This window comes from Streptomyces paludis (assembly GCF_003344965.1).
GTDB lineage: Bacteria > Actinomycetota > Actinomycetes > Streptomycetales > Streptomycetaceae > Streptomyces > Streptomyces paludis.
Genome location: NZ_CP031194.1, coordinates 6822210 through 6843252, shown reverse-complemented (window position 1 = coordinate 6843252; position 21043 = coordinate 6822210). Strand labels below are relative to the sequence as shown.

The window sequence follows — 21043 nt, the reverse complement described above, 5'->3', positions numbered from 1 at the left end:
ACGCCATGAGGTAGAACCATGTACGAAACCATCCGCCGTGCCGCATACCAGTCGGTCCCCCATACAGCGCCGAACAGGATCCCGTGGACCGCCGACTACCGAGCCCTGTCCTTCCCGGAGCACTGGCGCGCGGAGCTGCTCGCCCTCCACAACCTCGGCAGAAACAGCCCCGACCAGCACAGAACCGTGCCCACTCGCAGGCTCGACGGAGTCCTTCAAACGCTGGCCCCTGAGCTGATCGTCCGCCCCAGACCGCATACCCCACTCGGCCAGGACGCCCCCGTGGAGGAAGACTTCTGGCTGTACGCGCCACGCGACTCGGCGCATCCGCTGCCCGACTCCGCGATGCGCGGACTGCTGGCCGCGTGGCTGCGGACGCTGGGCCCCAAGGGAGTGGAGGAACATCCCGAACACCGCTCCCTGCTGATCCGGACCGCCGCCGCCCTCCAGGACGATCTACCGGTATGGCAGGACGTCTCCGAAGTGGACCTGCTGGGGACGTCCCTGAGCAAGGGAAGCACGGCAGTGCCGTCCCCCCGCCAGTTCCAGCTCGCCACCGACGCGCTGGCACGCCGGATCATGACGCTTACGCCTTATCCCTTCGAGGGTGGCGAGCTGCGCTTTCGCGCCGTACCGCGCGGTCCCAGGCAGCAGGGGGCGGAGTTGATGTCACAGCCTCTGTGCCGCCGGATCAAGCGCAAGGACTGGTGGTTCTCCATCATCCTCAACATCTCGCTGCACACCGTCCCCTTCGATCCTCTCCCCCGGCTCCATCTGCACAGCGGGGTGCGGCGCTGGGCCACGCACCCACAGGAGCGCACCGGCCGTCTCAACCTGCCCTTCCGGCAAGCTACTTCGGTCTATCTCACGCCCACCATCCCGTGGCTTCCCGGCGCCCCGCCCAGCGACCGCTACGCCGTGGCCAGGCTGACGCGACGGCGGGACTCCGAGGGGAACGGAATCGATTGGCTGCACCATGATCCGGCAGGCATCCTGCACCGGCTGAGCCTGAACGAACGGTTTCCGTCCCCTGAGGCGTTGCTCCGTGCACCTGTGGACTGGATCGGTGACGGCCCTGGCGTACGCGCCTGTGTGGTCCACAGCAATCACATGGGAGCGCACGAGGTGGGCACCGGACTTATGTCCAACCAGCGGTCCGAGATCACTTCCTGGGCCGAGGAGGCCCTGCCGGAAGGTCTCGTACGCCTCCCCGATCTGGTCCGGCGCGGCCGCGGCGTATCAGCCCCGGCCAACCGACGCCCCAAGCCTCGCGGGGAGGAAGCAAAGCAGGCCGAGTCGCTCCGTGCCGCGCATTCCAGGCGGGCCGCGCTCGCCACGGTGTCAGCTCTCGACGCGCGCGACGGCCTACCGGACCATCACACTTCCGGCGCCGGACTCCCCGTCGTGGAGGCGCGGTTGCTGTGGCAGAGCCCGGAACTGCGGGACCGGGCCATCGAAGCGTTCTGCGAGGTGCTGGGCCTCGATGGTGACGGCGGTGCGCCCCGGAACAGTGAGGAGGACCCCGATGCCTTGGAGCGAGCCTTCGACTCTGCCAGGCCGGGCAGCGCATTCGTACTGGAGTGGCGGACACCCGAACTCGACCTTCGGTTGAACTGCCTTCCACTGACGGACGGGTTGGGGGACAGTCTTGCACCGGACCCGGAAATCAAGGGCAAGGGAGCACGTATCGCGGCGGCCATCAGCAGCCGTCGACTCGCCGTACTGCGCCATCTGAAGTCCGATGGCGCCGTGCCGGAAAGGCCCGTACTAGGACTGGTGGAGATCGCTCATCGCAGCACCTTCTTCGCCGCGGGCACCGACCCCAAGTTCGCCATGCGTCTGGGGTGTGCGGACGCCGGCGTCCTCACCCAGTTCGCCGTCACCCCGTCGAACGACTGGAAGATCCAGAACACCGACAACCTGGGCCACCGGGTGCGCAACGCGTGGCTGGACGGTCTACGACAGCTCGGTGTGCGGGTACTCCCCGAGCACACCCGGGGTGGAGATCTGCCGGCCGAACTCCGTTACGCGGCGCTGTGGATGGTCAAACGCCGCAAGGACGGCCCCACAAGGCTGCCCAGGCATTTGCCCGTCGCCGTGCTCGTGACCCCGCTTGAGGGCCCCGACGGTCTCGCCCGGGTACAGGGCTGGGACGACGACCTCGGCGACTGGATTCCGTACCCCGCCTTCCTCCTCGGCCTGGTGAAGAAGGCGGAGATCGGTGCGGACGCGTACAGCGAGCCCGTCTCCGCCATCCCCTCGCCGCGCAACGAGTCGAGTACGGCACCCGCCCCGCCCCGGGTCACCTCCCGACAGTGGCGCGCAAACATGGCGGAGCAACGTCAGGTCACCTCACGCTTCCTTCAGCGGATGCTGCACTCCCTGAGGGGACGGCCGACCGTACTCATCACCCATGCCCAGAACAGCAGGTCGCACTGGCCCTGGCTGCAGGACGGGCAGGCGGTCCGTGACTTGGTCAAGCTGGGGCACGCACCGGCCGAGCGGCTCGACGAGGATCTGAGACTGGTACGTGTACGCGGCGGCGCGGGGCGGGAGACGGCCCAGTGGTGGGGCACGGACGGACCTAAGGGTGCCAACGGCCTGCCGGCGGGATTCTGGGCGCTGCCCGACAGTGTGGAAGGCAGGTCTCACAGCGATGGGCGCGTCTTCTACAGCACAACGGAGCGCGCCCAGTCCTTTCCCATCTCCCCCTCCCTCGACCGGCTCGCCGCACGCGTGACGGAGAAGGGCAATCTGATCTCGCAGGCGGGGACGGGGGCCTGGAACCCCGGGCTGGTGGAAATCGCCGTTCTGGGCTGCCACCCGGAACCGGCCGGGCACGAGGGGGCCGACAGTCCGGAGGCTCTCGCGATGGCCATGCACCAGTTGCGGCAGGCGCCGGATTATCCGGACGCCCTGTCCTTGCCTCTCCCGCTTCATCTCGCGGGCCTCGCCCAGGCTTATGTTCTGCCGATGCTCGTCGAGGAGGAGGGCGACGTGCCGGGCGGCGACGTGGAAGCGACCGATGACGGGGGCGGCGACCCGGACCCCGACCGGGCGGAGGACGGCTCAGCCGTCGCGGAGTCCGATCCCCTGGAACAACTACCGCTGTTCTGAGGGAGAGGTACGAGCCCAGGTCCACCGGGCCCGTACCGGCTCCCCTGATTCGGCCTGTGGGATTCAGCCCGTGACCGTGATCTCGTCCGAGGTCCAGGCGGCGGCCTGGTCGCTGAGGGAGAGGCCGAGGCCGGGGCGGCTGGGGACGGTCATGTGGCCGTCGCGGAGTTCGAGGCGTTCGTTGAACATCGGCTCCAGCCACTCGAAGTGCTCGACCCAGGTGGCGCGGGGGTAGGCGGCGGCGAGGTGGAGGTGGATCTCCATGGCGAAGTGCGGGGCCATGGCCAGGCCCTTGTGGTCGGCGAGGGCCATGATCTGGAGGAACGGGGTGATGCCGCCGACGCGGGGGGCGTCGGGCTGGATGAAGTCGGCGGCGTCGGTCATGATCAGGCCGGTGTGTTCGGCGACGCTGGTGAGCATCTCGCCGGTGGCGACGGGGGTGTCGAGCGAGGCGGCGAGGGCGGCGTGGCCCTCGGCGTCGTACGCGTCGAGGGGTTCCTCGATCCAGGTGAGGTCGAAGCCCTCCAGTGTGCGGCCCATCCGGGCGGCGGTGGTGCGGTCCCACTGCTGGTTGGCGTCGACCATCAGGGGGACGTCGTCGCCGATGTGCTCACGGACGGCCTGGACGCGGCGCAGGTCCTCCTTGGTGTCCGGCTGGCCGACCTTGATCTTGATGCCGCCGATACCGCGCGACAGGGAGAGGCTGGTGTTCTCCCGTACCTGCTCGATGGGCATCGACAGATAGCCGCCGGACGTGTTGTAGCAGCGTACGGAGTCACGGTGGGCGCCCAGCAGTTTGGCGAGCGGCAGTCCGGCGCGCCGGGCCTTGAGGTCCCAGAGCGCGATGTCGAAGGCGGCGACGGCCTGGGTGGTGAGACCGCTGCGGCCCATGGAGGCGCCGGCCCAGACGAGCTTGGTCCACAGGCGTCCGGTGTCGCTGGGGTCCTCGCCGATGAGTTCGGGCGCGATCTCCCGGGCGTGGGCGTAGAGGCCGGGTCCGCCGGCGCGCTTGGAGTAGCCGAAGCCGATCCCCTCGTGGCCGCCCTCGGTGGTGATGCGGGCGAAGAGGAACGCGATCTCGGTGAGCGGCTTCTGACGGCCCGTCAGTACCTTGGCGTCGCTGATGGGGGCGTGCAGGGGCAGCCGTACGAGCGAGACGCGCACGGCGGAGATACGGTCGAGGGAGGCTTCCCCGGGGGCGCTCGCGAAGGGCTTGGACCGGTCCGGGCGGATGGCGGAGGTCATGCGGTGTCTCCTCGGTTCAGTACTGGGCGTCGGGGTGCGGGCGGTCGACGGGGCAGGACAGCTGGTAGCCGCGGGCGCCGTAGTCGAAGCCTTCGAGTTCGACGTGGTCGCGGCCGTCGGAGCGGGACGCGTAGTAGGCGCGGATCTCGGTGATCAGGCCGGTGTCCGGGTCGAAGGCGTACCACTCGTCACCGCGCAGGAAGCCGCCCGGCGCGGTCTTGTAGTGGGTCCACTCGATCACGGCCTGGTGGGTGGCGGGGTCGGTGATCAGCCGGTCGATGGTCCAGGCGGAGCCGATGGTGAGGGTGAGCCGGCGCCAGTGCGCGGCGATGGTGGCGGCGCCGGTCCAGGGCCCGTCGAGACCGGGCGGGAAGTAGTGGACGGCGTCGGGGTGGAAGCCGGCGGCCGTCTTCGCCGTGTCGGCCTCGTTGCAGCCGTCGAAGTACGTACGGATGGCGGCCTCCATCCACGCGCGGCGTCCCGGCTCGTCGAGATCCCGGTACGCGGGCGGGGCGGGGGCCGGGGTCGCGGCGGGGGCCGGGGGCGCGGCGAGGGCTTCGGTCGCTTCAGGTGCTTCGGTCGCTTCGGGGGCGTTGGTCATGCTCGGGCCTTCTTCCACTGGCGGTACTGCTCCTTGGTCTCGTCGCTCGGCGGGTACAGCCCGCCCAGCAGCGCCTCGCCCGCGTGGACCCGGGTGTGCAGATACGCCTCCAGCTCCTCCTGTTCGAGGGCCTCGTCCGCGATCCGGGGCGCGAGATGGCGGGGTACGACGATCACACCGTCCCGGTCGCCGACGAGGACGTCACCCGGGTACACGGCGACCCCCGCACAGCCGATGGGCACCTGGAGGTCGGCGACGTGGAAGCTGGTGAGGCGGGTGGTCGCGGTGATGGCGCGCGCGTACGTCGGCAGCGGCAGCGTCCGCAGGACATGGCCGTCGCGGAACGCGCCGTCGGTGATGAACGCCGCGGCGCCGCGGTGCAGGGCACGGGTGACGAGCATGTCGCCGGCCGAGGCGGCGGAGATGTCGCCGCGGCTGTCGATCACCAGCGCGTGTCCCGGGCCGAGGCTCTCCACGCCCAGCCACTGGAGGTTGTCCTCGCCGGGGAGGCTCTCCAGGGTGTCGAGATCCTCGCGCGCCGGGATGAAGCGCATGGTGAACGCCTCACCGACGAATCCGTCCAGATCCGGGTTGAGCGGGGAGAGCCCGACGAGGAACTGCTGGCGCAGTCCGACCGCGAAGAGCCGGGTGGCCAGGGTGGCCGTGCTGGTACGGCGGAGCTTGTCCAGGACCCGGGGGTCGAGGGGCGCGGGCTCATGAGCGGGGGACATTCGGGCTCACCTCGGAACGTCGGGAGGGGGCTGGGGTTCGGTCGGGGTGGCCGCTGATGCGGGGCGGGTCGTTCATCGCACTCCTCATCGCATTCCTTTTGCATTGCCCGACGCATCAGGTAATCCCATTAATTGGGACTTAGTCTTGTTGGTTGGGTACATTGAACGTAGCAAGCGGTCCCAGAGCCGCACAAGTCCCGGTGACAGCGCCACTGATGGGTCGGTAGTCTCATCCGCCGGGCCGGGTACGGCCGCGGAGCGCGGGAGAGACCGAGAGGGACCATGAGCGAGGCGGAGCGGGCGGACGGCACGGGCGGTACGGGCGAGCGGGCGGCCGGGGCGCTGGACCGGGGGCTCGCGATCCTGACCCATGTGGCCGGGGCGCGCGGCGCCTCGACACCGGAGATCGCGCGGGCGCTGGGGCTGACCCGCTCCACCGCGTACCGGCTGGTCGACCGGTTGCACGAGCAGGGCTGGCTGGCCCACGACCCGGCCGCCGGCCAGTGGCGGCTGGGCGCGGCGGCGGTGCGGCTGGCCTCGGCGGCGGTGGCCTCGACGAATCTGCGGGACGCGGCGGCGCCCGCCCTGCGCAAGCTCGCCGATCTCACCCAGGAGACCGTCAGTCTCGGTGTGCCCAACGGCCTCACGATGGTGTTCGTGCACCGCGAGCGCGGCACCCGGCCCGCCGCCGTGACGGCGGAGCTGGGGGCCTCCCGGCCGCTGCACTCCACCTCCCTGGGCCGCGCCTATCTGGCGGCTCTCCCCCAGCCGAAGCTGGAGGAGACGCTGATGGAGCTGGTCCGCTCGCCGCTCTCGCCGGTGACCGCGGCCACCGTCTCCGAGCTGCACACTGAGATCGAGCGGACCCGCGAGCGCGGCTGGTCGTCGGATCTGCGGGAGTTCGACGAGTCCAGCTGCTGCTGTGGAGCCGCCGTGTACGACCACACCGGTCTGCCGGTCGCCTGCATCAGTGTGGCGGGCGTGGCCGAGCGGATGGAGCCGCTCGTCGCGACGTACGGTCCGGTCGTGGCACAGGTGTGCCGGGAGCTGTCGGCGGACCTGGGCTATCTGCCGCCCGCCTCCTGAGGGACCGCCGGGCGCCGCGCCGCTGCCGGGCCGGATCCGGATCGGGCGGCGGCCGCGCGGTCACCGGGGCGGGGTTCGGGTTCGGGCCCGGCCGCCGTCTCCCGTACGGGATTGACGAGCCGTCCGATCCCCTCGACCTCCGACTCCAGCACATCGCCGTCGCGCAGGGCGCGCGGGGGCCGCATGAAGTCCCCGCAGCCGGCCGGGGTCCCGGTCAGCACCACATCGCCGGGGCGCAGTGTGAAGAACCGGCTGAGGTGGGCGATGAGTTCGGGGACACGGAAGACCATGTCGGCGGTCGTGCCGTCCTGGACGGTCTCGCCGTTGACCCGGGTCCGTACCCGCAGCCGGTGCGGGTCCGGGACCGCGTCGGCCGTGACGACGACGGGGCCGAGCGGGCAGAAGGTGTCGAGCCCCTTGCCCCGCAGCCACTGCCCGTCACGGTCCTGGAGGTCCCGGGCGGAGATGTCGTTGGCGACGGTGTAGCCGAAGACATGGTCCATCGCCCGTGCCCGCGGTACGTGTCGGGCCTCGGCGCCGATGACAACGGCCAGTTCCGTCTCCCAGTCGACCCGCCGGGTCAGCTCCGGGTCGAAGACGACGGCTTCGCCGGGGCCGATGACACTGGAGGCGAGCTTCGGGAAGAGATAGGGCTCGGCCGGTGTCTCCCAGCCCATCTCCGCGATGGTGTCACGGTAGTTGAGGCCGATTCCGTGGAGGGTGCCCGGCCGGTACGGCAGGACGGGGGCGGCGTCGGTGACCGGCTCGCCGTCCGGATCCGGCGGTGGGGCGACGCCCGCGATGACGTCCTCCAGCGTGACACCGGGCGGCGCGAGATACCAGGCGTGTCCGGGGCCGGACTCGGGGCCGGGGCCGTGCCGGCCGGCGAGCCTGCGACGGCTCTGGTGGACAAGGGTGGCCAGATGCATGAGGGGTTCTCCCGGGGAGGGACGGCGCCCCCGCCACCGTACGGCGGGGGCATCCTATTCAGTGGGACGGAGTGCCATGTGCTGAGGGAGCGCCCTGCACGGAGGGCGGGGGTCCCGAGGCACCCGCCCCCGTCCCCTTGTCCGTATCCGTACGCACGTCTTTCCGTGTCGCCGCCGGGGCGTCGGAGAGGAAACACACCGCGCACGCGGCGATGAGCGAGAAAGCGGCCAGCGCTATCAGCCCCCAGGCCGTACTGCCGGTGTGCTCCTGCACCAGGCCGAATCCGTACGGCGCCACGAATCCGCCCAGATTCGCCAGGGAGTTGATGAGCGCGATGGCCATTCCGATGACCATCGGATGGATCGTCCCCTGCACAATGGGCCAGAAGATCGGGCTGATGCTCTTGAATCCCATGGCGGCAACACAGAGCATCACGAGAGCGACCACGGGCGAGGAGATCGCCGCGAGATACGAGCCGACCGCGGCCATCAGCAGCGCGCCGATGAGCAGCGGTTTGCGGCGGCCGGTGCGGTCCCCGATCCGGGCGAGCGTGAACATCGCGACAATGGCGCAGATCCACGGCAGGGAGGAGAGCAGCCCGACCGTCATGTCATTGGTGCCCTTGATACCGCGGACGATGGAGGGCAGCCAGAAGGTGTTCGCGTAGATGGACATCTGGACCGAGAAGTAGATGAAGGAGAGCAGCAGCACCTTCGGGGCGCGCACCACCGACCACAGACCGCCGGGCGCGCCGCCGTGCTGGGCCGAGGCGACCGCGTCGTCGGCCGCGATGGCCTCCGTCAGCGCCCGCCGTTCCTCGTCGGTCAGCCAACGGGCCTCCTCTATCTTCGAGTCGAGCCAGAAGAAGGCGAAAACCCCGACCACGACGGAGAGCAGACCCTCCGTCAGGAACATCCACTGCCAGCCGGTCAGTCCCCATGTCCCGTCCAGCGCGAGCAGGGGACCGGAGAGGGGCCCGGAGAGGGAGAAGGCGACCAGCGCGCCCACCGCGTAACGGGCGTTGGCCCGGCCCCGGTGCGAGTTCGGCAGCCATTTGGTGAGGTAGTAGAGAACGGCCGGCACGAATCCCGCCTCGGCCACTCCGAGCAGGAACCGGAGGAAATAGAAGCTCCACTCCCCCTGCGCGAAGAGCATGCAGGCGGAGACCACTCCCCAGCTCACACAGATACGGGAGAGCCATATCTTGGCGCCGAACCGGGCCATCAGCGCATTGCTGGGAACTTCGAAGAGCGTGTAGGCGACGAAGAACAGCCCGGCACCCAGCCCGTAGGCGGCGGCCCCGATACCGAGATCGGCCTCCAGATGCGACTGGGCATAGCCGATATTGGAACGGTTGAGCTGATTGCACATCATCATGATGGCGAAGAGCGGGACCACCCGGCGGAGTATTTTCCCGGTGGCGCTCAGAAGGTGTTGCCCGGACAGGTCCGGGCTACTGACGTGCGAGGTCATACGCGGCCACTTCTTCCGTCGTCAGTGACAGGAGCCGAACGGTCAGGCGCTCCATGAAGTCCCATTCATTGGGATGCAGTTCCGTTTATCGGCACTCGGTACCGTAGGATTCGCGCCGCGACGTGTCAAGACTCGGCGGCGCGGAAGCGGGCGGAGAGCCAGGGGTTCCCGTGTGCGCGTCGTTGACGCGGAGCCCCAACGCCCCTACGGTCGCGTCCCGTTCGCCCTCACGTGCGTCATCCGAAATACCGAACAATGAGGTGAGGTATGGGACGACCCGGACGATCAGAACGGCCGGAACAGCCAGAACGGCCTGAGCCAGCAGGGCAGCCGGATCCAGCAGGGCGATCCGCCCCGAGCCGCCGGCACGCGCTCACCGGAATGGGCGCGGTGCTCGCCACCGGCGCCCTCACCACCGCCACCGCCACCACCGCGGGCTGCGCCGCGCCCTCGGGCGCCACCGCCGGGAAGACCCGGCTGCGCTACTGGCATCTCTTCGGCGGCGGCGACGGTGTGACGATGACGGGCATGGTCGACGCCTTCGCCACCGCGCACCCGGACATCGGGCTGGAGGCGACCCAGCTGGCGTGGGGCAGTCCGTACTACACGAAACTCGGCATGGCGGGGGCCGGCGGACGGGCGCCCGAGGTCGCCGTACTCCATCTGACCCGGCTCGCGGGCTTCGCGCCCGGCCGGCTGCTCGACCCGTTCGACCTGGACCTGCTGGCCGGGCACGGCATCACCCCCGACCGGTTCCCGCCGGACATCTGGCGGCGCGGTCAGGTCGACGGCGAGCAGTACGCGATCCCCCTCGACACCCATCCGATGGTGCTCTACTACAACCTCGACATCTGCGCGAAGGCCGGCCTGCTCGGCGCCGACGGACAGCTCGGACCCCTGCGCGGCACGGCCGAGTTCCTCGCCGCGCTGCGGACGGCCCGCCGGCACACCGGCGTACCGGCGCTCACCACCGAGACCATCGGCCCGGACGCCGCCACGCCCTGGCGGCTCTTCGCCACCTTCTACTCGCAGACGGGCGGCGAGGTTCTCTCCGAGGACGGGAAGCGCCTCGCCCTCGACGACACCAAGGCCCTCAAGGTTCTCGACTTCATGGCGCGGCTCGCCGAGGAGGGCCTGATGGTGCGCCGTACCGACTACCCGGGCTCCATCGGGGTGTTCAACGACGGCAGGACCGCCTTCCACCTCAACGGCGAGTGGGAGGTGACCACGTTCAAGACCTCCGGGCTGCCGTTCTCCATGACCCGGGTGCCCGCGCTCTTCGGGCGCGCCACCGTCCAGGCCGACTGCCACTCCTTCGTCCTGCCCCACCAGCAGGGCCGCTCGGGCGCGTCGAACGAGGCGGCGCACGCGTTCACCGCCTGGATGCTGAAGCACTCGGCGGACTGGGCGGAGGGCGGTCACGTACCCGCGTATCTGCCCACCCTCGCCGACCCGGACTATCTGCGGCTCACCCCGCAGTCCGCGTACCGCTCCGTCATCAACGACGTCGTCCTCGACCGGCCGGCCTGGTTCGCGGGCTCGGCCTCCCTCCTGTGGATCGAGCTGGGGGCCGTGTTCTCCGGGGTGCTGACCGGCTCCCGTACGCCCCGGGACGCGCTGCGCGAGGCCAAGGCGCGGCTGCGGCAGCTGCTGGACACACCGGACCCGCTCGGCGGTACGGGAGGCTCCGCGTGACCTCGCCTTCCGCCCGGACCGCTGAAACCACCGGCACCACCAAGCCCGTCGGAATCCGCCGCAAGTGGACCGAGCACGGGCTCCTGTTCGTCGCCCCCTTCCTGATCACCTACTCCCTCTTCCTGCTGTGGCCGCTGGTCTCCGGCGTCAGGATGAGCCTGCGCAGCGACAACATCACCGGATCCGGCGGCGAGTTCGTCGGTCTGGACAACTACGCCGAGGCCGTGCGGGACCCCGATGTGTGGTCCTCGATGGGCAACACCGTCTGGTTCACCGTGCTGTCCACGGTCCCGCTGGTGGTGTGCGGGCTGGTGCTCGCCCTGCTCTCGCACCATCTCCGCGTTGTCGAGTGGCTCTGGCGCCTCGCCTGGTTCGCGCCGTTCCTGCTGCCCTCCGGGGTGGTGGGGCTGCTCTTCCTCTGGGTGATCTACCCGTCGGACTTCGGCTTCGCGGACCAGGTGCTCGCCTCCGTCGGCCTGCGTCCCGGCATCGGCTGGCTCACCGACGAGCGGTACGCGATGGTGTCGATCGTCCTCGCCACCGTGTGGTGGACGGTCGGCTTCAACTTCCTGCTGTATCTCGCGGCGCTCCAGTCCATCCCGCGGTACGTGTACGAGGCGGCGGAGCTGGACGGCGCGAGCGGTCCGCGGCGGCTGTGGCACATCACCCTGCCGCTGCTGCGCCGGACGACCGGGGTGGTGGTCGTGCTCCAGGTCCTGGCGTCGCTCAAGATCTTCGATCAGGTGTACATCATGACGGGCGGCGGTCCCGACGACTCCACCCGGCCGATCCTCCAGTACGTCTACCAGGCGGGTTTCACCGGATACCGCATCGGCTACGCCTCCGCCGTCTCGTATCTCTTCTTCGCCCTGATCGTGATCGTCTCCCTGGTGCAGCTGCGGCTGTCCCGTCGCCGTGGTGAGGAGTCCGGATGAGCGCCGTCGCCGACGAGGGACGCCGGGCCCGCTGGACCCCCGGCCGGCTCGCCCTGCTCGCGGGGGCGGTGGTGCTCGCCGCGGTGTGGGTGGCGCCGCTCGCGTGGGCGGTGGCGACCTCGCTCAAACCGGAGGCGGAGGCGACCCGTACCCCTCTGCGCTGGATCGGCTCGACCGTGACGCTGCGGGCGTACCGGCAGGTGTGGGAGGCCGGTGACATCGGGCGCTGGATGTTCAACACCGCCTATATCTCGGTGATGACGACCCTGCTGACCGTCGTGTGCTGCGCGATGGCCGCGTACGGCTTCGCGCGCACCGACTTCCGGGGCAGGAAGGCGCTGTACGGGGTGGTCCTGGCCGGGATCATGGTGCCGCCCCAGGTGCTGATCGCGCCGCTCTTCGCGGAGATGGTGAGCTTCGGGCTGGTGGACACCTACTGGGGAGTGATCCTGCCGCAGGTCGCGGTGCCCGCGATGGTGTTCATTCTCGTGAAGTTCTTCGACGGGGTGCCGCGCGAGCTGGAGGAGGCCGCGTTCGTGGACGGCGCGGGGCGCTGGCGGGTCTTCTGGACGATCGTGGTGCCGCTGTCGCGCCCGGTGCTCGCCGCCGTCGCGATCTTCACGTTCATCTCGACCTGGAACAACTTCCTCTGGCCGTTCCTCGTGACGACCGACCCCAACGGGATGACCCTGCCCGTGGGGCTCGTCAACGTCCAGTCCTCGTACGGTCTGCGGTACGCGCAGATGATGGCGTCGGTGGTCATCGCGGGGCTGCCGCTGCTGGTCGTCTTCGCCCTCTTCCAGCGGCAGATCGTCCGGGGGTTGGCGCGGACGGGACTGGCCGGTCAGTGAGCGGGCGGTGGCGGACCGTGGCGGACGGGGGCCGGTGATCAGTTCCGTAAGAGTTGTCAAGCGGCTCTGCCCCCGCGCCAGTTGCTGTGGCAGACTGCCCGGCATGGCGCTGGCACACGGTGGTGGGGTGTGAGCGAGCCCCGGTCCGCCCCGACGATCGGACAGCTCGTCCTGGGACGGCAGTTGAAGTCACTGCGCGAGAAGTCGGGGCTCAGCCGGGAACAGGCGGGCAAGCTGCTGCGGGTCACCGCGGCGACCGTCCGCCGGATGGAGATGGCCGAGGTCGCGCTCAAGATCCCGTACGTACAGCTGCTGCTGCCCGCCTACGGGCTGGACCCCGAGGAGACCGAGGTCTTCCTGCGGCTGGCGGACGAGGCGAACAAGCCGGGCTGGTGGCAGCGGTTCCACGATGTCCTGCCGGACTGGTTCAGCGGCTATGTCAGCCTGGAGGAGGCGGCCAGGACGATTCGCGCGTACGAGCCGCACTTCGTGCCCGGGCTGCTCCAGACCGAGGAGTACGCGCGCCATGTGCTGACCTCCGGTTCCATCGGCCGTACGGTCGACCGCGACCGGGTGGAGCGCCATGTGGCCCTGCGGCTGGAGCGGCAGTCGCTGCTGGAGCGGCCGGACGCGCCGGCGTTCTGGGCGGTGCTGGACGAGACGGTGCTGCGCAGGGCGGTGGGGTCGACGGCGGTGATGCGGGCGCAGCTGGACCGGCTGCTGGAGGCGATCGAGATGCCGCGGGTGACGCTCCAGATCGCCACGTTCGCCACGGGGCCGCACCCCGGCACGTACAGCCCGTTCGTGCTCTTCCGGTTCGGAATCCCGGAGGTGCGCGACATGGTGTACATCGAGTATCTGACGGGCGCGCTCTATCTCGACGAGGAGAGCGAGGTCCTGGCGCACATGCAGGCGATGGACCGGATGGTGACGCACGCGGAGCCCGCGACGCGGACGAAGGAGCTGCTGACCGGGTTCCGGGCGGAGCTGGACCGCTGACGCGACGGACGGGCGCGCCCGTCCGTCGCGAGTGCGGGGTGTGCTACGGGGTGGTGATCCCGTGGTCCGCGAGGATCCGGTCGATCGCGGCGAGTTCGTCCTCGGCAAGGGCCGGCGAGTCCAGCACCACCAGGTTCTGGTCGAGCTGCTCGACACCGCTGGCGCCGATCAGGACCGAGGTGACACGCGGGTCGCGCAGCACCCAGGCCAGCGCGAGCTGGGCCAGGGTCTGGCCGCGCTCGCCCGCGAGCTTGTTGAGCGCGTGCAGCAGCGCGACCTTCTCGTCGCTGAGCGCGTCCCGCTTCAGGAAGTGGCCCACGGCCATCCGCGAGTCGGCCGGCACACCGTTGAGATAGCGGTCGGTCAGCTGTCCCTGCGCGAGCGGCGAGAACGCGATGACCCCGGCGCCGACCTCGTCGGACGCGGCGATCAGACCGCTGCGCTCGATGGTGCGGTCCAGGATGTTGTACGCGTGCTGGTTGATCAGCAGGGGGACGCCGAGGTCCTTGAGGATCTCCGCGCCGCGCCGCATCTGGTCCGTCGGGTAGTTGGACAGGCCCACGTACAGCGCCTTGCCCTGCCGCACGGCCGTGGCCAGCGCGCCCATGGTCTCTTCGAGCGGGGTCTCGGGGTCGAACCGGTGGGAGTAGTAGAGGTCGACGTAGTCGAGTTTCATCCGCTCCAGCGACTGGTCGAGGCTGGCGAGTACGTGCTTGCGCGAGCCGAACTCGCCGTACGGGCCCGGCCACATGTCGTAGCCCGCCTTGGACGAGATGAACAGCTCGTCGCGGTACGGCCGGAAGTCCTGGGCGTAGAGCGTGCCGAAGTTCGCCTCGGCGCTGCCGTAGGGCGGGCCGTAGTTGTTGGCGAGGTCGAAGTGGGTGACGCCCCGGTCGAACGCGCGGCGCAGCACGGCGCGCTGCTTCTCCAGCGGCGCGGTGTCACCGAAGTTGTGCCACAGCCCCAGCGAGACCTGGGGCAGCTTGACCCCGCTGTGACCGCTGCGCTGGAACCGCATGTCGGCGTAGCGGTCGGCGGCGGCGAGGTAGGGCGGTTGTTTCAACGAACTCTCCTGTGACATGGCCGAGGCCGGTGCGGGAAGCGTGCCGGGACGGCACCGTACGGACGGCAACCGGTCCGTGCCGACGCTACACACGCGGAGCGCGGCACGGAAGACAAACAAGTTCCGAAAATTTCCGACAGTTTCCAACATGCCTTATGCCTTCGCACGGCGGTGGGCCGCCACCCGCTCCCGGGTCGCGCACCGCCGGGAGCAGTAGCGGCGCGGGGGCCCGCCGCCCTGGGTGAGCAGGACGTTCGGGCAGGCCGGAGAGGCGCAGAGCGCACCGGGCGGGCGCTGGTCGTCCCAGAGGAGGACGGTCAGCGCGAGGCAGGACGAGGCGAGGAACCACTCACCCCAGGGCGCGTCGTCGTCGCTGTCGAGATGGGGGTGCCAGGGGGTGGTGGCGCCGTGCGAGGTGAGGCGGAGCGCGCCGGTGCCGCCGCGCGCGAGCAGCCGGTTGAGGGCGGTGACCGCGTCGTCCACCCGCCGCGCGGCGAAGACCTCGCGCAGCAGCAGGGCGGCGGCCCGCAGGTCTCCGAGGTCGTCGGGGGTGAGGCCGAGGTCGCCGCTCTCGCCGTGCGCGCGCAGTACGTCCGCGACGCCCTCCGGGTCGGGGTGTTCGACGGACAGGGCGTTGACGAGGGCGACGGTGCGCAGGGCGGTGGCCCGGACGGAGTGCCGGGTGGACCAGTCGTCGTGGCTGTCGTCGAGGGAGGGTTCCATCCGGGCAATGTAACGCATGTCATTACTCTTTACGTTACACACGTAACGTGACGCGCATGAGAAAGCGTTACGCGCTGAGTGTGTACACGGCGGGGGCGACGGTGGCCCGTACCGGCGACGAGATGTCGGGGCCCGCGCTGCTGCTCGCGGGCCTGGCCGTCACCGGCTCGACCGCCACCGCGTCGTCGCTGCTCGCGGCCGTGCTGGTCTCGGCGGCGGCCGGCGGTCCCGTACTCGGCGTCCTGCTGGACCGCTCGGCGGCGCCGGGGCGGCTGCTGGCCGGCGCGCTCGCCGGTTACGCGGCGGCGCTCGTCGCCGTCCTGCTGTGCCTCGGCCGCGCGCCGGTCGCGGTCACACTGCTGATCGCGGCGGCGGCCGGACTGCTGGGCCCGGCCCTGTCCGGCGGCTGGACCGCCCAACTGCCGCGCGTCGTGCCCTCGCCCGGAGCGCTGCCGCGTGCCACGGCGCTGGACGCCATGACCTTCAACGCCGCGAGCCTGGCAGGCCCGGCGCTGGCCGGCCTGATCGCCGGCCTGTACGGAGCGCACGCGGGCGTACTGACGTCCGTCGCGCTGATCTGCCTGGCGCTTCCTTCGGCACTGGCGCTGCCGCTGCCGCGGGCGCGGGGGCGGGGGCGGGGGCGCGCCGACTCGGAACGTTCCGGCGGCGCGGGCAGCGCCGCCACGGGCAGCCCAGGCGCCTCCGGCACCTCCGGCGCCACCCGCGTCCTCGGGGATCTCGCCGCCGGGTTCCGCGTCATCGGCCGTAACCGGCCGCTCGCCCGTGCCACGCTGACCTCGGTGATCTCCTCCGCCGGTGCCGGCGCGCTGGTGGTGTGTGCGCCGGCGCTCGGCGCGCGGGATCTCGGTTCGGGGGACCGGGGCGCGCTGCTGCTCGCCGGGGTCGCCGCCGTGTCGCTCGGGGCGAACGCGGTGCTCGCCCGGCTCCCCCTCCCCCGGCAGCCGCGTCCCGACACCGTCCTGTGGTGTGGGGCGCTGGTCCTGGCGGTGGCCTTTCTGCTGGCGGCGGCCGGTGGGCCCGTACTCCTCGCCGGCGCCGTGGTACTCGCCGGAATCGCCGAAGGTCCGCAGCTCACCGCGCTGTTCGCGGTACGGCACCGGGAGGCGCCGGAGCGGCTGCGCGGCCAGATCTTCACCACCGGGGCGAGCCTGAAGATCACCGGGTTCGCCGTGGGCGCGGCGCTCGCCGGGCCGCTCGCCGAACGGTCCCTGGCCGCCGCCCTGACGGCCGCCGCCCTGTGCGAGCTGCTGGCCGTCGCCGCGTACGGAGCACTGCGCGGGGCCGGGGCCGGTCCCGGCCCCCGTTCCCCCGAATGCCGCTCCACCGGTACTGGATCCCCCGCGCGGCGCGCAGAGTCGGAGCATGACACGAGCAAGGATCCTGATCGTCGGCGGCGGCTTCGCCGGAGTTGAGTGCGCCCGCCGCCTGGAACGCGCGCTGTCGCCGGGCGAGGCCCGGATCGCCCTCGTGGCGCCGTTCAGCTACCAGCTCTATCTGCCGCTGCTGCCGCAGGTCGCCTCCGGTGTGCTCACCCCGCAGTCCGTGGCCGTCTCGCTGCGCCGGGGGCTGCACCACACCCGCGTCATCCCGGGCGGCTCCATCGGTATCGACACCAAGGCCAAGGTATGTGTCGTCCGGAAGATCACCGACGAGATCGTGGACGAACCGTACGACCACCTCGTCCTGGCGCCCGGCAGTGTCACCCGTACGTTTGACATCCCGGGCCTGACCGAGCACGCCCGGGGCATGAAGACGCTCGCCGAGGCCGCGTACCTGCGCGATCATGTCATCGCCCAGCTCGATCTGGCCGACGCGGCGACCGACCCGGCCGAGCGGGCCTCCCGGCTCCGGTTCATCGTGGTGGGCGGCGGCTACGCGGGCACCGAGACCGCGGCCTGTCTCCAGCTCATCACCACCGCCGCGGCCCGCCGCTATCCGCGGCTGGACACCCGGCTGATCAAGTGGCATCTCATCGACGTGGCGCCGAAGCTGATGCCCGAACTCGGCGACCGGCTCGGCACGGACGCGCTACGGGTGCTCCGGCAGCGCGGGATCGAGGTGTCGCTCGGGGTCTCGGTCGCCAAGGTCGAGCCGGAGCTGGTCACCCTCACCGACGGCCGCGCGCTGCCGTGCCGCACCCTCGTCTGGACGGCGGGTGTCACCGCGAGTCCGCTGGTCGCCACCCTGGGCGCCGAGACCGTACGCGGCCGGCTCGCCGTGACCAGCCGGCTCACCGTCCCCGGCGCCGACGGGGTGTTCGCGCTGGGGGACGCCGCCGCCGTGCCGGACCTCGCCAAGGGCGACGGCGCGATCTGCCCGCCCACCGCACAGCACGCACAGCGCCAGGGGCGGACCGCCGCCGCCAATGTGGTGGCCGCGCTGCGCGGGACACCGGCCCGCCCCTACATCCACAAGGATCTCGGGCTGGTCGTCGACCTCGGCGGCAAGGACGCCGTCTCCCGTCCGCTCGGCCTCCAGCTGACCGGGCTCCCCGCGCAGGCGGTGGCGCGCGGCTACCATCTGATGGCGCTGCGCACCAATGTCGCCAAGGTCCGTACGCTCACCAACTGGATCCTCAACGCCACGGCGGGCGATGACTACGTCCGTACCGGCTTCCAGCTCCGCCGCCCGGCCACCCTGCGCGACTTCGAGTACACCGACACCTATCTGACGCCCGATCAGATCCAGGCGCGGACACACGCGTTCAGACCACGATGACCCGCACCCCGGCGTCGCGGATCTCCTCGACCACGACCAGCGGCGCGCCGGTGTCGGTGATCAGGTAGTCGACGGCGCCCGGCGGGCAGATCCGGGCGAAGGCGCGGGCGGCCAGCTTGCTGCTGTCCGCGACGACGACGACCGTACGGGCCCGCTCGGCCATCAGCCGGTTGATCCGGGCCTCGTCCTCGTCCAGCGCCTTGGCGCCGAGCGCCGGATCGAAGGCGTCGACACCGAGCATCGCGTAGTCGAGGTCGATCTGCGCGAGGGTGTCGTAGGCCAGCGGGCCGGTGAGTTCGAAGGACTGGAGCCGGGCCACCCCGCCGGTCATGATCAGCTTGACGTGCCGGCGGACGGTCAGCTCGCCCGCGATGTTGATGGCGTTGGTGACGATGGTGATCTGCTCGGGCGGCCTCGTGTCGTGGCGCGCCGCGTCGGAACGCGCCAGGTCGTGGCCCGGCGTGTCGTCGTCCGGGCGGCCCTCCGCTATCGCGCGGGCCACCTCCGTCGTCGTCGTACCGCCGTTGATGCCCACCACGTCGCCGGTGCCCACGAGCGCGGCGGCGGCCCGGCCGATCCGGGTCTTCTCCGGGGCGTGGCTGGCGCGGCGGTAGCGGATGGGCAGGTCGTAGTTGACGGTGGTCGCCACGGCGCCGCCCCTGGTGCGGGTCACGAGCTGCTGTTCGTGCAGGTGGTTGAGGTCGCGCCGGACGGTGGTGGGCGAGACACCGAACTGTCTGGCGAGGCTGTCGACATCGACATGGCCCTCGGCGGCCATGGCGTCGAGCAGCGCGTTCATCCGGGCGTAGCGGTTCACGGCCCTGGTCCCTCCCTCGTCCCCGGCGCACGGGGGCCGGCGCGCGAGGTTGCCGGATCGTAGCAGAAATGCTCGAAACTGCTCACAGATGCCATTGAGCGGCCACTTACGAGCGCCTACGCTTCCGGGGACCTTGCATCTCAGACCTGCCTCAAGCACTGCCCCCATCGCACGTGAGGAGCATGTATGTCGTTCATCGACGAGGAGATCGACCGGCAGCCGTCGGCCTGGCGCCGGGCCGCCGCCGTCGTCGCCAAGGGCGGCACCGGACTGCCGGAGCCCGGCGAGCGGGTCGCCGTGGTCGGCTGCGGGACCTCGTGGTTCATGGCCGAGGCGTACGCGGTGCTGCGCGAGCGGCGCGGGCTCGGCGAGACGGACTTCTGGACCGCGTCCGAGTTCCCGGAAGGGCGCCCGTACGACCGGCTGGTGGCGATCTCCCGGTCCGGGACCACGACGGAGATCCTGGAGCTGCTCGACCGGCAGCGCGGGATCCGCCCGACCGTGGCGCTCACCGCCGACACCGCCACCCCGATCGCCGGGGTGGCCGGTCAGCTCGTCGATCTCTCCTTCGCCGACGAACGCTCCGTCGTACAGACCCTGTTCGCGACGACGGCGCTCACCGCGCTGCGGGCGAGCCTCGGCGAGCCGGTCGAACCGCTGGCCGCGGCGGCCGAGTCGGTACGGACCGAGCCGCTGCCCGAGGAGTGGCTCAGCGCGGACCAGATCACCTTCCTGGGGCGGGGCTGGGCCCACGGTGTGGCGCGCGAGGCCGCGTTGAAGATGCGTGAGGCCACCCAGGGCTGGACGGAGGCGTATCCCTCCATGGAGTACCGGCACGGGCCGGTCAGCATCGCCGCCCCCGGCCGGATCGTCTGGCACTTCGGCCCCGACGCCGACGGGCTGCGCGCCGATGTGGCGCCGACCGGCGCGCTGTTCGTGGACCATCCCGAGGATCCGCAGGTCGATCTCGTACGGGTGCAGCGGCTGGCCGCCGCGCTCGCCGGGCGCAAGGGGCTGGATCCGGACCGGCCCCGGAATCTGACGCGGTCCGTGGTGCTGGACGCGTGAGGCCCGAACCAGCGACCGCGACGCGGCCCGTAACGTTACCGACCGCGAGGAGTACTCCACCATGCTGAGCACCACCGCCGAACTGGTCGCCGCCGCCCGGGAGTCGGGCACCGGTGTCGCCGCGTTCAACGTCATCACGCTCGAACACGCCGAGGCCGTCGCCACCGCGGCGGAGCGGACCGGGCTGCCCGCCATCCTCCAGATCAGTCACAACGCCGTCCGCTACCACGGCGGTGTGACGCCCCTGGCCGCGGCGGTCGCCGCGCTCGCGGCGGACAGCACCGCCCGGCTGTCGCTCCATCTCGACCATGTCGAGGATCTCGCCCTGCTGCACCGGACCGCCGACTGCGGGGCCAGTTCGGTGATGTTCGACGCCTCCCGGCTGCCGGACGACGAGAACCTCGCCGCCACCCGCGCCGCCGCCGCGTGGGCGCACGCCCGGGGGCTGTTCGTGGAGGCCGAACTCGGCGAGATCGGCGGCAAGGGCTCCGCCCACACTCCGGGGGTACGGACGGATCCCGCCCAGGCCGCCGCGTTCGCCGCCGCGACCGGGGTGGACGCGCTCGCCGTGGCCGTCGGCAGCAGCCACGCGATGCTGAGCCGGACGGCCAGGATCGACCTCGGGCTCATCGCCCGGCTGCGGGACGCCGTCCCCGTACCGCTGGTGCTGCACGGGTCGTCCGGCATTCCGCACACGGCGCTGCGGGACGCCGTCGGCCACGGCATGACCAAGATCAATATCGGCACGCTGCTCAATATCGCCTTCACGGGCGCGGTCCGGAGGGTCCTGGGCGAGAATCCCGCGCTGGTCGATCCGCGCCGCTACCTCGCGTCGGCGCGCGAGGCGACCGCGACCGCCGTCGCGGAGTGTCTGCGGGCCGTCGCCGGTGAAGCGGCCCACCGGGTCAAGGAGCCCACCACGTAAGGGAGTCCACCGGGTGCGGGAGACCGGCGTCACGCCATGATGGGG

At 71.1% G+C, this 21043-nt stretch carries 18 protein-coding genes; 10 read left to right on the top strand and 8 right to left on the bottom strand.

Translation table 11 applies throughout. The features are described from left to right. The first annotated feature begins 18 nt into the window (after positions 1 to 18). On the top strand, positions 19 to 3117 hold the full coding sequence (locus DVK44_RS30295; RefSeq protein WP_114663817.1) for a pPIWI_RE module domain-containing protein: 3099 nt from the start codon (positions 19 to 21) through the stop codon (positions 3115 to 3117). Between the two features lie 63 nt (positions 3118 to 3180). Here DVK44_RS30295 and DVK44_RS30290 read toward each other — a convergent pair whose 3' ends face one another. From DVK44_RS30290 to DVK44_RS30280, 3 genes are read right to left on the bottom strand one after another with little or no spacing between them, the layout of a single operon-like run. Further along, positions 3181 to 4362, bottom strand: a complete 1182-nt coding sequence (locus DVK44_RS30290) for an L-talarate/galactarate dehydratase (protein ID WP_114663816.1) — start codon at positions 4360 to 4362, stop codon at positions 3181 to 3183. Positions 4363 to 4378: 16 nt separating this feature from the next. Beyond that, positions 4379 to 4963, bottom strand: a complete 585-nt coding sequence (locus tag DVK44_RS30285) for a nuclear transport factor 2 family protein (RefSeq protein WP_228447432.1) — start codon at positions 4961 to 4963, stop codon at positions 4379 to 4381. Beyond that, positions 4960 to 5694, bottom strand: a complete 735-nt coding sequence (locus tag DVK44_RS30280) for an RraA family protein (protein WP_114663815.1) — start codon at positions 5692 to 5694, stop codon at positions 4960 to 4962. Before DVK44_RS30280 ends, DVK44_RS30285 begins: the two co-directional genes overlap by 4 nt. 282 nt (positions 5695 to 5976) lie before the next feature. On the opposite strand from DVK44_RS30280, the gene DVK44_RS30275 reads away from it, so the two are divergent. After that, a complete protein-coding gene (locus DVK44_RS30275; RefSeq protein ID WP_114663814.1) occupies positions 5977 to 6780 on the top strand; it encodes an IclR family transcriptional regulator in 804 nt (267 codons plus the stop codon). Here DVK44_RS30275 and DVK44_RS30270 read toward each other — a convergent pair. Both DVK44_RS30270 and DVK44_RS30265 read right to left on the bottom strand, forming a co-directional pair. Beyond that, on the bottom strand, positions 6759 to 7709 hold the full coding sequence (locus DVK44_RS30270; protein ID WP_114663813.1) for a fumarylacetoacetate hydrolase family protein: 951 nt from the start codon (positions 7707 to 7709) through the stop codon (positions 6759 to 6761). The two genes, DVK44_RS30275 and DVK44_RS30270, sit on opposite strands and share 22 nt — an antisense overlap. A 58-nt stretch (positions 7710 to 7767) precedes the next feature. Then, positions 7768 to 9183, bottom strand: coding sequence for an MFS transporter (locus tag DVK44_RS30265; protein WP_114663812.1), 1416 nt, complete (start codon positions 9181 to 9183; stop codon positions 7768 to 7770). Between the two features lie 381 nt (positions 9184 to 9564). Here DVK44_RS30265 and DVK44_RS30260 point away from each other — a divergent pair, with 381 nt between their 5' ends. The 4 genes from DVK44_RS30260 (at position 9565) to DVK44_RS30245 (ending at position 13663) form a co-directional block, all read left to right on the top strand. Beyond that, positions 9565 to 10878: an extracellular solute-binding protein gene (locus tag DVK44_RS30260; protein WP_181957563.1), complete on the top strand. Its 1314-nt coding sequence runs from the start codon at positions 9565 to 9567 to the stop codon at positions 10876 to 10878. Further along, a complete protein-coding gene (locus tag DVK44_RS30255) occupies positions 10875 to 11813 on the top strand; it encodes a carbohydrate ABC transporter permease (protein WP_114663810.1) in 939 nt (312 codons plus the stop codon). The genes DVK44_RS30260 and DVK44_RS30255 overlap by 4 nt, the downstream gene beginning before the upstream one ends. After that, on the top strand, positions 11810 to 12664 hold the full coding sequence (locus DVK44_RS30250) for a carbohydrate ABC transporter permease (protein ID WP_114663809.1): 855 nt from the start codon (positions 11810 to 11812) through the stop codon (positions 12662 to 12664). The genes DVK44_RS30255 and DVK44_RS30250 overlap by 4 nt, the downstream gene beginning before the upstream one ends. A gap of 129 nt (positions 12665 to 12793) precedes the next feature. Beyond that, positions 12794 to 13663 carry a helix-turn-helix domain-containing protein gene (locus DVK44_RS30245; RefSeq protein WP_114663808.1) on the top strand — a complete coding sequence of 290 codons (870 nt, stop codon included), beginning with the start codon at positions 12794 to 12796 and terminating at the stop codon, positions 13661 to 13663. A gap of 43 nt (positions 13664 to 13706) precedes the next feature. Here the strand turns inward: DVK44_RS30245 and DVK44_RS30240 are convergent, their stop codons facing one another. Both DVK44_RS30240 and DVK44_RS30235 read right to left on the bottom strand, forming a co-directional pair. Beyond that, positions 13707 to 14681, bottom strand: coding sequence for an aldo/keto reductase (locus DVK44_RS30240; RefSeq protein ID WP_228447700.1), 975 nt, complete (start codon positions 14679 to 14681; stop codon positions 13707 to 13709). Positions 14682 to 14879: 198 nt separating this feature from the next. After that, complete coding sequence (locus tag DVK44_RS30235; RefSeq protein ID WP_228447431.1) at positions 14880 to 15449, bottom strand: CGNR zinc finger domain-containing protein; 570 nt, start codon at positions 15447 to 15449, stop codon at positions 14880 to 14882. A gap of 56 nt (positions 15450 to 15505) precedes the next feature. Here DVK44_RS30235 and DVK44_RS30230 point away from each other — a divergent pair, with 56 nt between their 5' ends. Next, a complete protein-coding gene (locus DVK44_RS30230; RefSeq protein WP_228447430.1) occupies positions 15506 to 16882 on the top strand; it encodes an MFS transporter in 1377 nt (458 codons plus the stop codon). Beyond that, entirely contained in the window at positions 16833 to 18188 is a 1356-nt protein-coding gene (locus tag DVK44_RS30225) for an NAD(P)/FAD-dependent oxidoreductase (RefSeq protein WP_114663805.1), read from the top strand. The genes DVK44_RS30230 and DVK44_RS30225 overlap by 50 nt, the downstream gene beginning before the upstream one ends. Here the strand turns inward: DVK44_RS30225 and DVK44_RS30220 are convergent. After that, complete coding sequence (locus DVK44_RS30220) at positions 18175 to 19005, bottom strand: DeoR/GlpR family DNA-binding transcription regulator (protein WP_114663804.1); 831 nt, start codon at positions 19003 to 19005, stop codon at positions 18175 to 18177. The genes DVK44_RS30225 and DVK44_RS30220 overlap by 14 nt on opposite strands. Before the next feature lie 186 nt (positions 19006 to 19191). Between DVK44_RS30220 and DVK44_RS30215 the strand changes: the two genes are divergently transcribed. Beyond that, on the top strand, positions 19192 to 20073 hold the full coding sequence (locus DVK44_RS30215; RefSeq protein ID WP_114663803.1) for an SIS domain-containing protein: 882 nt from the start codon (positions 19192 to 19194) through the stop codon (positions 20071 to 20073). 61 nt (positions 20074 to 20134) lie between these two features. Beyond that, on the top strand, positions 20135 to 20998 hold the full coding sequence (locus DVK44_RS30210) for a class II fructose-bisphosphate aldolase (RefSeq protein ID WP_114663802.1): 864 nt from the start codon (positions 20135 to 20137) through the stop codon (positions 20996 to 20998). The last annotated feature ends 45 nt before the right edge of the window (positions 20999 to 21043 follow it).

Excerpts from the sequence above, each read along its gene's own strand:
- DVK44_RS30295 (WP_114663817.1), top strand. The coding sequence starts at position 19 with ATGTACGAAACCATCCGCCGTGCCGCATACCAGTCGGTCCCCCATACA.
- DVK44_RS30290 (WP_114663816.1), bottom strand. The coding sequence starts at position 4,362 with ATGACCTCCGCCATCCGCCCGGACCGGTCCAAGCCCTTCGCGAGCGCC.
- DVK44_RS30285 (WP_228447432.1), bottom strand. The coding sequence starts at position 4,963 with ATGACCAACGCCCCCGAAGCGACCGAAGCACCTGAAGCGACCGAAGCC.
- DVK44_RS30280 (WP_114663815.1), bottom strand. The coding sequence starts at position 5,694 with ATGTCCCCCGCTCATGAGCCCGCGCCCCTCGACCCCCGGGTCCTGGAC.
- DVK44_RS30275 (WP_114663814.1), top strand. The coding sequence starts at position 5,977 with ATGAGCGAGGCGGAGCGGGCGGACGGCACGGGCGGTACGGGCGAGCGG.
- DVK44_RS30270 (WP_114663813.1), bottom strand. The coding sequence starts at position 7,709 with ATGCATCTGGCCACCCTTGTCCACCAGAGCCGTCGCAGGCTCGCCGGC.
- DVK44_RS30265 (WP_114663812.1), bottom strand. The coding sequence starts at position 9,183 with ATGACCTCGCACGTCAGTAGCCCGGACCTGTCCGGGCAACACCTTCTG.
- DVK44_RS30260 (WP_181957563.1), top strand. The coding sequence starts at position 9,565 with ATGGGCGCGGTGCTCGCCACCGGCGCCCTCACCACCGCCACCGCCACC.
- DVK44_RS30250 (WP_114663809.1), top strand. The coding sequence starts at position 11,810 with ATGAGCGCCGTCGCCGACGAGGGACGCCGGGCCCGCTGGACCCCCGGC.
- DVK44_RS30240 (WP_228447700.1), bottom strand. The coding sequence starts at position 14,681 with ATGCGGTTCCAGCGCAGCGGTCACAGCGGGGTCAAGCTGCCCCAGGTC.
- DVK44_RS30235 (WP_228447431.1), bottom strand. The coding sequence starts at position 15,449 with ATGGAACCCTCCCTCGACGACAGCCACGACGACTGGTCCACCCGGCAC.
- DVK44_RS30230 (WP_228447430.1), top strand. The coding sequence starts at position 15,506 with ATGAGAAAGCGTTACGCGCTGAGTGTGTACACGGCGGGGGCGACGGTG.
- DVK44_RS30225 (WP_114663805.1), top strand. The coding sequence starts at position 16,833 with ATGACACGAGCAAGGATCCTGATCGTCGGCGGCGGCTTCGCCGGAGTT.
- DVK44_RS30215 (WP_114663803.1), top strand. The coding sequence starts at position 19,192 with ATGTCGTTCATCGACGAGGAGATCGACCGGCAGCCGTCGGCCTGGCGC.
- DVK44_RS30210 (WP_114663802.1), top strand. The coding sequence starts at position 20,135 with ATGCTGAGCACCACCGCCGAACTGGTCGCCGCCGCCCGGGAGTCGGGC.